Source organism: Curtobacterium citreum, assembly GCF_006715175.1.
Lineage (GTDB): Bacteria > Actinomycetota > Actinomycetes > Actinomycetales > Microbacteriaceae > Curtobacterium > Curtobacterium citreum.
On sequence record NZ_VFMQ01000001.1, the window covers coordinates 698,760 to 711,773 of the forward strand.

Annotated in this window: 11 protein-coding genes; 5 read left to right on the plus strand and 6 right to left on the minus strand. The window is 73.8% G+C overall.

Annotation, left to right across the window (positions count from 1 at the left end; genetic code table 11):
* Window positions 1-45: 45 nt before the first annotated feature.
* Window positions 46-447: an acyl-CoA thioesterase gene (locus FB462_RS03470; RefSeq protein WP_141863238.1), complete on the minus strand. Its 402-nt coding sequence runs from the start codon at window positions 445-447 to the stop codon at window positions 46-48.
* A gap of 150 nt (window positions 448-597) precedes the next feature.
* Window positions 598-1,191 carry a nitroreductase family protein gene (locus tag FB462_RS03475; protein ID WP_141860196.1) on the minus strand — a complete coding sequence of 198 codons (594 nt, stop codon included), beginning with the start codon at window positions 1,189-1,191 and terminating at the stop codon, window positions 598-600.
* Window positions 1,192-1,294: 103 nt separating this feature from the next.
* Between FB462_RS03475 and FB462_RS03480 the strand changes: the two genes are divergently transcribed.
* A complete protein-coding gene (locus tag FB462_RS03480; RefSeq protein WP_141860198.1) occupies window positions 1,295-2,218 on the plus strand; it encodes an AEC family transporter in 924 nt (307 codons plus the stop codon).
* A gap of 315 nt (window positions 2,219-2,533) precedes the next feature.
* Here FB462_RS03480 and FB462_RS03485 read toward each other — a convergent pair whose 3' ends face one another.
* The 3 genes from FB462_RS03485 to FB462_RS03495 all read right to left on the minus strand — a co-directional run bounded on the left by FB462_RS03485 (window position 2,534) and on the right by FB462_RS03495 (window position 6,587).
* Complete coding sequence (locus tag FB462_RS03485) at window positions 2,534-3,370, minus strand: exodeoxyribonuclease III (RefSeq protein ID WP_114850278.1); 837 nt, start codon at window positions 3,368-3,370, stop codon at window positions 2,534-2,536.
* A gap of 71 nt (window positions 3,371-3,441) precedes the next feature.
* Window positions 3,442-4,773, minus strand: a complete 1,332-nt coding sequence (locus tag FB462_RS17790) for a peptidoglycan DD-metalloendopeptidase family protein (protein WP_141860200.1) — start codon at window positions 4,771-4,773, stop codon at window positions 3,442-3,444.
* A gap of 143 nt (window positions 4,774-4,916) precedes the next feature.
* Window positions 4,917-6,587, minus strand: coding sequence for a hypothetical protein (locus tag FB462_RS03495; RefSeq protein WP_141860202.1), 1,671 nt, complete (start codon window positions 6,585-6,587; stop codon window positions 4,917-4,919).
* Between the two features lie 97 nt (window positions 6,588-6,684).
* Between FB462_RS03495 and pyrE the strand changes: the two genes are divergently transcribed.
* The gene (gene pyrE / locus FB462_RS03500; RefSeq protein ID WP_141860204.1) at window positions 6,685-7,236 is read left to right on the plus strand and encodes an orotate phosphoribosyltransferase; all 552 of its coding nucleotides are present in this window, start codon (window positions 6,685-6,687) and stop codon (window positions 7,234-7,236) included.
* On the plus strand, window positions 7,233-9,434 hold the full coding sequence (locus FB462_RS17480) for a hypothetical protein (RefSeq protein ID WP_188868868.1): 2,202 nt from the start codon (window positions 7,233-7,235) through the stop codon (window positions 9,432-9,434). Before pyrE ends, FB462_RS17480 begins: the two co-directional genes overlap by 4 nt.
* Window positions 9,435-9,468: 34 nt before the next feature.
* On the opposite strand, the gene FB462_RS03510 is transcribed toward FB462_RS17480, so the two are convergent.
* Window positions 9,469-10,422: an aldo/keto reductase gene (locus FB462_RS03510; RefSeq protein ID WP_114850274.1), complete on the minus strand. Its 954-nt coding sequence runs from the start codon at window positions 10,420-10,422 to the stop codon at window positions 9,469-9,471.
* 157 nt (window positions 10,423-10,579) lie between these two features.
* On the opposite strand from FB462_RS03510, the gene FB462_RS03515 reads away from it, so the two are divergent.
* Together FB462_RS03515 and FB462_RS03520 are read left to right on the plus strand one after the other, a co-directional pair.
* A complete protein-coding gene (locus FB462_RS03515) occupies window positions 10,580-11,224 on the plus strand; it encodes a HEAT repeat domain-containing protein (RefSeq protein WP_141860206.1) in 645 nt (214 codons plus the stop codon).
* 411 nt (window positions 11,225-11,635) lie between these two features.
* Window positions 11,636-12,928, plus strand: a complete 1,293-nt coding sequence (locus FB462_RS03520) for a sodium:proton exchanger (RefSeq protein ID WP_208738887.1) — start codon at window positions 11,636-11,638, stop codon at window positions 12,926-12,928.
* Window positions 12,929-13,014 lie beyond the last annotated feature (86 nt).

Genomic DNA, 13,014 nt, shown 5'->3' on the forward strand with positions numbered 1-13,014 from the left:
CTCGATCCTGCCAGATCCGTCGTGCTCCGCCGGTGCGGGCGGTCGTCAGGCCCGGTGCGTCGCGGGGACCCGGTCGCGCGCGTAGGTGATGTCGGTGTACCCGTGCGAGGCGGGCTTGCCGTCCTCGCCGAGGTTCACGAAGACGACCTCGTCGATGGTGAGGATGCTCCGGTGCGTGAAGAGGTTCCGGGCCTCGGCGCGCATCGTGAGCGAGGTGCGGCCGAACCGGGTCGCGACGAGGCCGATCTCGACGATGTCGCCCTCGCGTGCGGAGGACACGAAGACGATCTCCGACATGTACTTGGTGACGACCTTGCCGTTGCCGAGCTGGATGATCGCGTACACCGCGGCCTCTTCGTCGATCCAGCGCAGCAGGCTGCCGCCGAACAGGGTGCCGTTGGCGTTGAGGTCCTCGGGGCGGACCCACTTGCGGGTGTAGAAGTTCATCTCCGGGGCCGGCCCGGCGGGGTCCTGGCCGGGGTCCGGTGTCGTGTCCTGCGCGGGGTCCGGTGTCGTGTGCTGATCCATGTCCGGACATGGTACGCCCCCGTGGTGCTGGAGCGCTCCACGGGGGCGGGCCGGACCGATGCTCGTCGACTACTCCTTGACGAGCACGACCTCGTCGAGGGGGAGACGCGTGCGCGGGGCCACCTCGCGCTCAGCGGCCTGGTCGCCGAGCTGCGCGGGGTCCGTCACGGTGCCGATCGCCGTCACGGTGTACGGCCGGAAGCGCTCCGGCAGGTCGAACGCGGCCCGGAGACCCTCGGCGTCGATGCCCGCCATCTGGTGGACGTGCAGGCCCTCGGCGTGCGCCTGGACCGTGAGCGCGGCGAGGGACTGGCCGAGGTCGTACTGCGCGAACGGACGCTCGTCGCCGTCCTCGGTCACGGTCTCGAGGACACCGACGACGAGGGCGCTCGCGCGGAACGCCCACGCGGCGTTGAAGCCGAGCAGGTTGTCGTTGATCTTCCGGAACGTGTCCGTGCCACGGCGGCCGGCGACGAAGCGGCGCGGCTGGTGGTTCATCGCGGACGGGGCCCAGCGGGCGGCCTCGAGCAGCGCGTCGAGCTGCGCGTCGGTGACGGTGGCGGTCTCGTCGTAGGAGCGGGGGCTCCAACGCTCCTCGAGGAGCGGCACGAGCGGCTGGCTGGAGTCGGTCGAACGGGTGAGCGTGTCGGGCGTCGAGGTCATGGTGCGTGCAACGGTACCGAAGCGTCCGGCATTTCCCGTCCGAGCGCGTCTGTGAGCAGTCACATGGTCGTCCGTCCGGGGCCGGGCTGACAGGATGGACGGGATGGGTGGCGTCTTGACCGGGTTCGCGATCATCGGCGCGATCATCGCCGCCGGGTACGTCGTCGGCCGCGCCGGGCTGCTCGGCCCGCACGCCCAGTTCGTGATGAGTCGGCTGGCCTTCTTCGTCCTGATGCCCTGCCTGCTCTTCCACACCATCGCGACTGCCCACATCGAGTCGCTGGTGTCGCCCATGCTCTGGGTCTCGCTGATCAGCGCCGTCACCGTGGCGCTCGTCGCCGTGCTGGTCTTCCGCCTGGTGCTCCGGCGGTCGGTCGCGACGACGACGGTGGGCGCGCTGGCCTCCGGCTACGTGAACGCGAACAACATCGGGCTGCCGGTCGCCGTCTACGTCCTGGGCCAGGCCACCGCGGTCGTCCCGGTGATCCTGCTGCAGCTCGTCGTGCTCGCACCGCTGGCGCTCACCGTCCTCGACGCGGCGACGGCCACCGGGGGCACCTGGCGGAGCCGGGTCGCCGGACCCTTCCGCAACCCGATCATCATCGCGTCGCTGCTCGGCCTGGTGTGCTCCGCGCTCCGGATCGAGATCCCGACGCCGGTCCTCGAGCCCTTCGCCCTCGTCGGGGCCGCCGCGGTGCCCGTGGTGCTGCTGTCCTTCGGCATGAGCCTGCACGGGGCGACCCCGCTGCGGGACCCCGCGATACGGGCGGACGTGCTCGTGGCCGCCGGGCTGAAGCTCGTGGTGATGCCGCTCGTGGCGTTCGTGGTCGCCCGGTTCGTGTTCCGGCTCGACGAGCAGGACGTGTTCATGCTCACGACGCTCGGTGCCCTGCCGGCGGCGCAGAACGTCTTCAACTACGCGCAGCGGTACCAGGCGGCCGTGCCGGTCGCGCGGGACGTCGTGCTCGTCTCGACGATCGGTGCGGTGCCGGTGCTCGTCGTGGTCGCGGCGGTGCTGCACCTGTAGCGGGCGCGCCCGGGCGGCGGCGCCGAGCGGGCCACATGTGGGCCGCTCGGCGGGCGGTGGCGGCGTGTTGCGCCCGCGGGGCGCGACGCGGGCGGCGTGTCCTGCCCGCTCGCGGTGGCGGGTGGGGACTGTCGGACTGGAGGCGCGGGGCGGGCTGGCACCGTGCCTCCCGTCCGTCGCGAGGCCGCGGGGTCGCGAGTGGGCCACATGTGGGCCGCTCGGCGGCCCGTGGCGGCGTGTTGCGCCCGCGGGGCGCGACGCGGGCGGCGTGTCCTGCCCGCTCGCGGTGGGAGCAGGTGGGCGAGAGGGGACGCGTCAGAAGATCATCGGGCGGTCGTCGTCGAGCGAGGTCTCCAGGTCCAGGTCGACCGACACGGGGACGTGGTCGCTCGGAGCGTCGCCCTTCCGCTCGTCGCGGTGGATGGTCGCGCCGACCGTGACGTCCGCGAAGGCCTGGGACCCGAGCACGAAGTCGATGCGCATGCCCTCGTTGCGGGGGAACCGGAGCGACTTGTAGTCCCAGTACGTGTAGCCCTCGGGGACGATCGGGCGGACGACGTCCTGCAGGCCGCGGGACTCGAACGCGCGGAACGCCGCACGCTCCGGTTCGCTGACGTGCGTCGCGCCCTCGAACACGGCCACGTCCCAGACGTCCCGGTCGAGCGGCGCGACGTTCCAGTCGCCCATCAGCGCGAGGGGTGTCTCCGGCTCGGCCTCGAGCCACTCGGACGTCCGGTCGGCCAGCTGCTCGAGCCAGTCGAGCTTGTACGTGTAGTGCGGGTCGCCGAGCTCGCGGCCGTTCGGGACGTAGAGGCTCCACAGCCGGACGCCGTCGACGGTGACGCCCATCGCGCGGGCCTCGACGGGCAGGTCCGGTCCCTCGTGGCCCTTCAGGAACCCGGGCTGGCCGGGGAAGTCACGGGTGACGTCCTCCATCGGCAGCCGGCTGGCGAACGCGACGCCGTTCCACTGGTTCAGGCCGTGCGCCTCGACCTGGTAACCGGCGGCCTCGAACGCCTCCACCGGGAACTGCTCGGGCTTGCACTTGATCTCCTGCATGCCGAGGACGTCGACGTCCTCGCGGACCAGCCAGTCGACGATCCGGCCCACTCGGGTGCGGACGGAGTTGACGTTCCAGGTCGCGACGCGCATGGGATCGAACCTACCGGTGCCGCCGGAGCGCGGGCCGATCGACCGCGTGCTCGAAGCCGACGAACCGCGGGCTAGAAGCCGACGCCCCGTGCCGCCATGAACGGCGCGGGGTCGGTCGTGGCGCCGTTGATGTGGACCTCGTAGTGCAGGTGGCACCCGGTCGAGTTGCCGGTCGAGCCGACGAGGGCGATGAGCTGCCCGGCCGAGACCTGCTGGCCAGGCGAGACCCGGAAGCCGCCGTTGACGATGTGCCCGTACGCGGTCTTCACGCCACCGCCGTGGTTGATCCGGACGTAGTTGCCGTACCCGCCGTACCAGCCGACGTAGTCCACGGTGCCGGCCGACGCCGCGACGATCGCCGTCGAGCAGCCGCTCGTCAGGTCGAGCCCGTCGTGCTTGGTGACCCGCCCGGTGATCGGGTGCACGCGGTAGCCGTAGGGGCTGATGACGTAGCCGCCGGCGGGACGGACCCAACCGGTGCCGGAGCCGGAGCCCACACTGCCGCCGCCACCACCACCGCTCGGCGCGGGAGCACCGCCACCGCCGCTGTTCGCCGCAGCAGCCGCGGCCGCTGCTTCGCGCGCGCGGGCCGCTGCTGCCTCGCGCGCGGCCTTCTCGATCGCGGCCTTGCGCTCGGCCTCGCCCTTGGCGAACTCGGCCTCGGTCCGGACCCGACCCGAGGTCAGCGTCGCGAGCTGGGCGTCGAGCCGGGCCTTGTTGTCCTGCTGCTCGGTGTAGGCCGACTGGACCTTGTCGGCCGCGGCCTGGGCGGCGTCCATCCGCTCCTGCGCGGCGGCGGCGAGCCGGTCGAGCTCCGCCGAGGCCCGGTCGGCCTGCGCGGTGAGGGAACGGGCGACGGCGGCGTCCGCGGTCGCTGCCGCCTCGACCCGCTCGGACTGCTCGGAGAGCTTGCTCAGCGCACCGAGGTCGTAGAGGAGGTCGCGCGCGGACTCGCCGCCGGACAGCACGGAGGCGGTGACGTCGGCGCCACCGTGGCGGGCCATCTGCGCGGCGAGCTGCCCGGCCTGGGCGGCGCTCTGCTCGGCGACCTTCGCGTGCTCCTCGGCGTCGGCGCGGAGCTTCTGTTCCTTCTCGGCGGCGTCCTGCGCGTCGCTCTGCGCGGCGTAGAACTCGTCGCCGAGCCGCTGTGCCTCGGCCTCGGCTTCCTTCACCTGGGTCGCGAGGCCGTCGATGATGCCCCGGATCGTGGTGATCTGCTCCTGCTTCGCGGACTCCTGCCCGCGGGCGGCCATCACGTCGTCCCACGAGGGGTACTTCGCGGCACTCGCACTCGGCGCGTCCAGCAGGACCGTCCCGAGCAGGCCGGCGAGCGCCAGTCCGGTGGCGGCGAGGCGGAACCGAAGGGACGTGCGGGGGATGCGGCCGTTGGTGGGACGAGTCACGGAGTCGAGCCTATACATCCGTTCAGGCATCCCGGTCCGACGGCGCGCCGCTGTGGACAAGTCCGATGGACGAACGACACACGACGGACGGCACGCGCCGCACGCACGCGCCGCACGCCGACGCGCGGACGCCAGCCGCCCGCTCAGAACCCCCGCTCGCGCCGGATCACGTCGGCGCTCCCCACCACGTCCCGCCGCAGCACCGCCGCGCCGGCGGTCCCGGCGTAGTCGTACACGTCGTACCCGGTGCAGTGGGTGATCGACGCGGGGGAGCCGAGCGAGTCCTCGACCGCGGTGGTCCAGACGTCGTTCGCCCCGATCACGACGAACGTCGGCCGGGCGTCCCGGTAGGCCCCGAGGTCGACGAGCCACGGGTAGGCGTCGAACGTGTCCCGCACCTGCAGGAGCTGCACGTCGGACGCGGCGTAGGCGGCGAGCGGTCGGACGGTCCAGAACTGCCCGACGCCGGTGACCTGCCGACCGTCCGCCCACCGGTCCAGGCACGCGACCGAGCCGTACCGGGCGTGCGCGACGGCCGAGAGGGTGCCGGGCGCGGTCGCGACCCCGGCGAGGAGCACCGCGGCGGCCGCGACCGCCAGGGTCAGCCGGAGCCCGCGGCGGGGCCGGTGCACGCGGGTCGTCCGGACGGCGGTGCGGGTGAGCTCGGCGACCGCCACGAGCGCGAGGAGCGGGGCCGTGACGATCGGCTCGAGGTACCGCGGGGTGTCCGACCCGGCGACGACCACCCCGACGGACACCGCGACGACCGTGACGAGCGGCAGCGCGGTCGCGACGAGCACGGTGCGCGACGTCCGGACCCGCCAGGCCCAGACCGTCCCGCCCGCGGCGAGCAGCACGCCCGCGAACAGGAGGAGCAGACCCGCGTCCCCGGCGGCCGATCCTGCTCGGTCGTCGGTGAGCGCGGCGAAGAACGACAGCGTCTCGCCCGCGTGCTCGGGGTGCACGTACGTCGACGGGTCCAGGGAGACGAAGGGACGGAGCGGGATCCGCAGCAGGTACCCGACCACCGACCCCGCGACGAGCGCCCCGGACAGCCGGGCGACCGGGCGCCACAACAGCCGTCGTGCGGCGGCGAGCAGCACGAGCGTGACGACGACCGGCGCCGCGGACCACGGCACGTACAGCGGGTTCGACGCCGTCGTGCACGCCGCGACGAGCGCGAGGACCACGAGCACGGTCACGGACGCCCGACCGGTCCGGACGGCGCGGAGCACGAGCACCGCGGTGCCGAGCATCGCGAGCAGGGCGCCGTAGTAGTAGGTCGTCGTGAGGAGCAGCGACGCGAGCTCGAGCGACGTGGCGGTCGCAGACGACTCGGTGAGCACCAGCAGCGTGACGAACCCGAGCGCCACCGCCGCGGTCGCGATCCGCGCCGAGCGCCGGGCCGACGGCATGAGCTCGTTCGCAGCCGCCCGCACCAGGGCGTACACGGCGAGCAGCACCAGGACCCCGTTGAGCGCCAGGGCCTGCTGCGCCGTCGCCGTCACGAGCGAGCAGAGCAGGTAGACCGGCAGCTCCGGGAAGAAGAACAGCGCCGGGGACATCGCCCACTCGAACGGCTGCCCGGAACGGATCGAGCGCTCCACGAGCGGCAGCAGCACGGAGTCCGCGTCGTACCAGAGCAGGGCGACCCGCTCGGTCGCGACGACGTGACGCAACGCGATGACGGACAGGGCCAGCGCGACGACCGCGCCCAGCGCCTCCCGGCCGACCGTCGCCACCCACCTGCGGTGGGCCGCCGGACCGGGTCCGGACGTGACCGAGGCGCGCGGCTCCGGTGCGTCGTGGGACATGAGGCGGAGCGTACCGAGCCGTCCGGAGCGCCGCCTGCGGGTGGCGGGGAACGGCCGACGGGTGCGATCCCGGGGTGACCGACTACCCTGGTGCGCTGTGACCGACGCGCGCGAACAGCTGATCCAGCACATCTCGGACGAGGCCGTGTTCCACGGCGACTTCACGCTGACCAGCGGGAAGCAGGCCTCGTACTACATCGACCTGCGCAAGGTGAGCCTCGACCACCGCGTCGCACCCCTGATCGGACAGGTCATGACGGACCTGCTGCAGCAGGTCCCGGACGTCGACGCGGTCGGTGGCCTGACCATGGGTGCGGACCCGATCGCGAGCGCCGTGCTGCACCAGTCGGCCGCGCGCGGCCTGACCTACGACGCGTTCGTCGTGCGCAAGGAGCCGAAGGACCACGGTCGCGGCAAGCAGGTCGAGGGCCCCGACGTCCGCGGCAAGCGCGTCGTCGTGCTCGAGGACACCTCCACGACCGGCGGGTCGCCGCTCAAGGCCGCGGAGGCGCTCGAGCGCGAGGGTGCGATCGTCGCGGCCGTCGCCGTCGTCGTCGACCGCGACACCGGCGCGAAGGAACGCATCGAGGCGGCCGGGTACCCCTACTTCGCCGCGATCGGGCTGGCCGACCTGGGGCTGAGCGCGTGACCGGGGAGCGTCCGGACGGCGCGCGCGAGCCCGAGGACACCGCCGGCCCGGCAGACGGGGACGACGGCCTGGAGGCTCAGCGCGCGTCCGCCTCGGACGCTCCGTTCCGCGGGCTCCGCAGCGCCGCGGACATCTTCGGTGCGCCCCGGACGGCGGACGAGTGGCCCTCGCGGCGCGAGCGCCGCGAGGCGGAGCGGGCCGCCCGTGAGACGGGCGCGCCGCTGCCGGAGCCGTTCACGTCGGACGTGCCGACCGCGCCGGCCTCGGCCGCCGAGTCTGCAGAGCCTGCCGACGGCCGTCCCGCGCCGCTGGCCGAGCGTCCGGTGCCGCCGGCGGTGACGCCTTCGGTGCCGGCCGCGCGCGAGCCGGACGACGCCGGGGCCACGCAGGCCATCCGGATGGACGACGAGCTGCAGGCGCCCTCGGTCAACCCGCAGGCGAGCGCCGAGCACGAGCGGGAGACGCTCGGGGAGCGCATCCCGCCCGCCGCACCGGTGCCGCCGACGAGCACGACGCAGCACCCCTCCTCCATCACGCTGCCGACGGCGCTCACGCACCGGGACGAGCGCGCGGCCGAGAACCGTGCCGTCGACGAGGAACGCCGTCGCACCGACCCGTTCGGCCAGGGGCGCAGCGACGTCGACTGGCTCGGTCGGGCGACCGGTGCGCAGACACCTCCGCCGCCGGTGACCCCGACGGGCCCGGTGGCGCAGCCCCTCGGCGTGCACGGGGTGCTCCCGCCGACGCCGGCTCCCTCGACCGGGGAGCCGCCGAGCTTCACCGAGCTGCTGCGGCTGCAGGGCGTCGGGGACGACGAGCGCGGCGCCACCGAGCGCCCGTTCGACTGGGCGATCCGGGACGACGAGACCGGCGAGGTCCCGACGACCCTGACGACCGACTCGTTCGACACCACGGCGTTCGGCGCCGGCTCGTGGTCGCTCGCGGACGAGGCGGACGACGACGTCATCTCGGGCGAGGTCGACACCCCCGCGGACGGGACGACGGTGCTGCCGATCGCGCCGCCGCCCGCTGCGCCGGTCGCCTCGGTGGCTGCGCCGGTGTCCGCGCCGGAGCCGTCGTCAGCTGCTGCGTCCTCCGAGCCGCCGACCGGGGCCACCCCGTGGTGGGCTGCACCCGACGCGACCGCCGCACCCGTCCCGCCACTGGTCGAGCCGGCACCGCGTCCGGCGTCCGACGCGGCGACGACCCGACTGCCGTTCCCGATCGACGACCGGCAGGACGTCGGCCACGGAGCCGACCGCGACGACGACGTCACGCCGGGCCCCCGCCGGTCGGGCGCCCCCGGGGTCGGGGAAGGCGACGAGATCGACCAGTCCGAGTGGGACGGCCGCGAGACCAGCGACACGAGCGCCATCAAGGACCTGTTCGGCACCGCCGCCGTCGGGCAGCTCGGCGCCACCGGGTACGACCCGCACGAGACCGGCACGCGGATGATGCCCGCGGTCCCCGCGGTCCCCTCGGCCGACCGGGCCGCGGCACCGCGCCCCACGGCCGAGCCCGCGCAGCCCAACCGCGCCGCGGTCCTGCTCGACGAGGGCGTCTCGCGCCTGAAGAACGAGGGCAAGCGCGGGAAGCAGCTGCTCATCGGCGGCGCCGTAGTGCTCATCGTCGTGCTGCTCGTCGCCGTGTTCGCCCTGACCCGCTGGATCCTCGGCGGGTCGATCGAGGAGTCGACGCCGGCACCGAGCTCGACCGCCGCCGCCTCGGCCCCCGCGACGCCCGAGGCCACCCCCGAGTCCGGCACGGCCCAGGGCTCCACCCCGCAGCAGCCGGCCGCGACCCTGCAGTTCGCCACGACGCAGGCCGCCCCCGGTGTGCACCCGTGGACGGACCTGGCGGGCGGGGAGTGCCTGTCGCCGTTCACGAACGCGTGGGACCAGAGCTACACGGTGATCGACTGCTCCTCGCCGCACACTGCGCAGCTCACCGCCCGCGTGCAGGTGTCCGCGAGCCAGTGGCCCGGCCCCGAGGCCCTCGCCGAGCAGGCGTCGAAGACGTGCCAGAGCTCCGAGGCGATCGACACCGCGGCGGCCGCGAAGATCGGCGACGTGCAGGTGCAGGGTTCCTACGCTCCCGACCAGGCCACCTGGGACCAGGGCAACACGTTCATCTCGTGCTTCGCGACCCGCGCGCAGGGGCAGATGCTGACCGGGTCGCTGGCGCCGGACGGCAAGTAGTCCGGCACCAGCGCCCGCGGCTCAGTCCCGTGGATCAGGCCTCGGTCGGCACCGCGGCTGATGCGTCGTCGAGCGTCCGGACCTCGTCCGTGGTGAGCTCGAGCTCGGCGGACGCCAGGAGCGCCGGCAGCTGCTCGGTGTTCCGGGCACTGGCGATCGGCGCGACGACGTCCGGGCGGCCCTGCAGCCACGCGAGCGCCACCGAGGCGATCTCCACGCCGTGCGCCTGTGCGATCGTGTCGAGGGCGTCGACCACCGCGAGTCCCTGGTCCGAGAAGTACCCGGACACCTGGCCCTCGCGGTCCCGCCCGGCGAAGTCGTCCTTCGTCCGGTACTTGCCCGTCAGGAACCCGGCGGCCAGAGCGAAGTACGGCACGACGCCCAGGCCCTCGGCGGCGGCGAGCGGCGCGATCTCCGACTCGTACGGCTCGCGGGTGACCAGGTTGTAGTGCGGCTGGATCGCGACCGGCAGCGCCAGTCCGTCGGCCTTCGCGATGCGGATCCACTCCTCGGCGCGTGCGCGGGAGTAGTTCGAGATCGCCGTGTACCGCACCAGGCCCTCGCGGACGAGCTGGTCGAACGCGCGGACGGTCTCCTCGAGCGGGGTGTCCTGGTCGTCGAAGTGCGCGTAGTACAGGTCGATCCGGTCGGTGCCGAGCCGCTCGAGGCTCGCGCGGGCGGCCGCGGCGACGTTCGACGCCGACAGCCCCGGGAACTGCGGGTGCTGCGACACCTTCGTGGCGATCACCACGTCGTCGCGCTTGCCCGAGGCTCGGAGCCACGAGCCGATGACGCGCTCGGACTCGCCGCCCTCGTTGCCGTCGCCCCAGGCGGAGTAGACGTCCGCCGAGTCGATGAAGTCGCCGCCGGCACCGGTGTAGGCGTCGAGCACCCGGTGCGAGGTCTGCTCGTCGGCGGTCCAGCCGAAGACGTTGCCGCCGAGGGCGAGGGGGAACACGTGGAGGTCGCTGGTTCCGATGCGGGGCATGCGGAGGTCCTTTCCTGGTCGTGCGGATCGGTCGTACGGGTCGCCCGTACGGGTCCGGAGCGTGCCCGGACCGCCCCACGCTATGCCCGTCGTCTGACTCCCCGATCCGCCGGTGGCAGCGCGCTGTCCCGTCGGTGGCAGGGTGTTCCATGAGGGGATGACCACCACCGCCGACGCCCTCACCGACCCCCGCTCCTCCGTGCGCCTGCGCGCCGTGATGGCCCTCGGGACCGCGGCGGACCCGGCCGACCTCGAGTTGCTGCTCGAGCGCTGCGCTGTCGACCCGGACCTGCAGGTGCGCGAGGCGCTGACGTGGTCGCTGGTCCGGTTGCCGGCCGAGCTGACCGTGCCGCGGCTCGTCGAGCAGCTGCACCGACCGGAGGCGCAGGCCCGGTCACAGGCGCTCCACACCCTCTCGAAGATCCGCGATGCCTCGGTGTACCCGGCCGTGGCCGATGCCCTCGGCGACCCGGACCCCGGCGTCGCCCGGACCGCCTGGCGCGCGGCCGCGCTGCTCGCACCGGAGAGCGAGCGCCCGGCGCTGGCCCGTCGGCTCGCCCGGGAGCTCGGCTCCGGCGACCGCGAGCGTCGGCTCGCGTTGAGCCGCGCGCTCGCCTCCCTCGGTCCGGAGGTCGCGGGACCCGTCCTCACCGAGGCGGCCGAGCGTCGCGGGGACGCCGTCCGCGAGCACGTCGCGGACACCGAGCGCCTCCTCGCCGACCCGGACGCCGGGTCGGCGCTCGCCGTCGAGCGCGCACGACGCGAGATGGCGCTGGGACGCGGCAAGCGCGCGTCCGGCTGACCACCTGACGGACGGGAGGCACGTGGCGGGCCCGCCCCGTGCCTCCCGTCCGTCCCTGGGGCCCCTGTGTCGGGCCGCACTCGTCGGGCCGCACTCGTCGGGCCGCGCGTGTCGTGCGGTGCGGGTCGCCGCGACCGGTTCCCGGGGTTCCGGGGCGGGCCGGGGAACACCCGGATTCGGGTCGCCGAACAGGCCCGATCGGCTTGCACGTGCGGATCGGGACGGGCAGGGTGGTGGGCGAAGGGGAGTAGCTCCCAGCGCGTGCGTCGACACACTGGCCATCACGACGATCGGCCCGGTGCACCACCCGTCCGGTCCCACCCGGCGGGCGAGCGAGACCTTCGGCCGTTCTGTCGTGCCGAAGCGCTCCCACCCCTGTGCTCCGGTGCGGCCCGACCAAGGGACCACCCCGTGATCGACACCTCCACGCCCACCGCCACCGAGCGGGCACACGCACCCCGGATGGGCCGCAGCGCCTGGGGCCGCATCGCGATCTGCATCGTGCTCGCCCTGCCCGCTGTCGTCTTCCGTGTGACGGGCTTCGCGCCGAACGCCGTCGTCGACCTGCTCGTCTTCGGCGGGGCGGTCGTCGCTGCCTCGTTCCTGCTCGCCTGGGCCGCCGAGGCCGCGCAGAAGGACATCTCCGGTGCGCTCGCCATCGCGATCCTGGCGCTCATCGCCGTGCTGCCCGAGTACGCCGTCGACCTGTACTACGCGTTCCGCTCCGGCTACGATCCCGCCTACGAGCAGTTCGCCGCCGCGAACATGACCGGCTCGAACCGGTTGCTGCTCGGGTTCGGCTGGCCGCTCGTCGTGATCCTCTCGCTGCTCGTCGCCCGTCGCTCCGTCAAGGCCGGCTCCCTGCCCGCCTCGGCGACGAAGGTGCTGCAGCTCGAGACGTCCTCGCGGCTCGACATCGGCTTCCTGGCGCTCCTGGCGGTCGTCGCGTTCCTCATCCCGCTGATGGGCTCCATCCCGATGTGGTTCGGGTTCGTGCTGCTCGCCGCGTTCGTCGCCTACCTGTGGCGCGCGTCGAAGGTGTCCGACGGGGACGACGAGGACGAGGAGATGGTCGGGATGGCCGGCAACATCGCCTCGATGCCGACGCGGGCCCGTCGCTGGACGATCGTCGCGCTGTTCGTCGTCGCCGCCGCGGTCATCCTGTCGTCGGCGGAGCCCTTCGCCGAGGCCCTGGTCGCCTCGGGCAGCGCGCTCGGCATCGACAGCTACTTCCTGGTGCAGTGGCTCGCGCCGCTCGCCACCGAGGCGCCCGAGTTCATCGTCGCCGCGCTCTTCGCCCTGCGCGGGATGGGTGGCGCCGCGATCGGGACGCTCATCGCGTCGAAGGTCAACCAGTGGTCGCTGCTCGTCGGGTCGCTGCCGATCGCGCACGTGCTCGGCGGTGGGACCACGGGCGGGCTGCCGCTCGACGGCCGGCAGGTCGAGGAGTTCATGCTCACCGCGTCGCAGACCGTGCTCGGGGTCGCGATCATCATCGCGCTGCGCTTCCACCGGTGGTCGGCGATCGCCCTCGTGGCGCTGTTCGCGGTGCAGTTCGTCGTCACGGACACGAGCGGGCGGTGGGTGTTGAGCGTGGTGCACCTCGTCGCGGCCCTCGTGGTGTTCTGGGTGCACCGGTCGTCGATCCTGCCGACGCTCGCGGCGCCGTTCCGGCGGGCGGGGGCCGCGGCGGTCCGCACCTGACGGGTGTTGCTCGGGGCTGCGGGTGCGGCACTTCCCGGCACGAGTGCGCCGCTTCCCGGGGCCGCGAGCGGGCGGAACACGCCGCG

Excerpts from the sequence above, each read along its gene's own strand:
- FB462_RS03475 (WP_141860196.1), bottom strand. The coding sequence starts at position 1,191 with ATGACCTCGACGCCCGACACGCTCACCCGTTCGACCGACTCCAGCCAG.
- FB462_RS03510 (WP_114850274.1), bottom strand. The coding sequence starts at position 10,422 with ATGCCCCGCATCGGAACCAGCGACCTCCACGTGTTCCCCCTCGCCCTC.
- FB462_RS03515 (WP_141860206.1), top strand. The coding sequence starts at position 10,580 with ATGACCACCACCGCCGACGCCCTCACCGACCCCCGCTCCTCCGTGCGC.
- FB462_RS03480 (WP_141860198.1), top strand. The coding sequence starts at position 1,295 with ATGGGTGGCGTCTTGACCGGGTTCGCGATCATCGGCGCGATCATCGCC.
- FB462_RS03485 (WP_114850278.1), bottom strand. The coding sequence starts at position 3,370 with ATGCGCGTCGCGACCTGGAACGTCAACTCCGTCCGCACCCGAGTGGGC.
- FB462_RS03470 (WP_141863238.1), bottom strand. The coding sequence starts at position 447 with ATGAACTTCTACACCCGCAAGTGGGTCCGCCCCGAGGACCTCAACGCC.
- FB462_RS03495 (WP_141860202.1), bottom strand. The coding sequence starts at position 6,587 with ATGTCCCACGACGCACCGGAGCCGCGCGCCTCGGTCACGTCCGGACCC.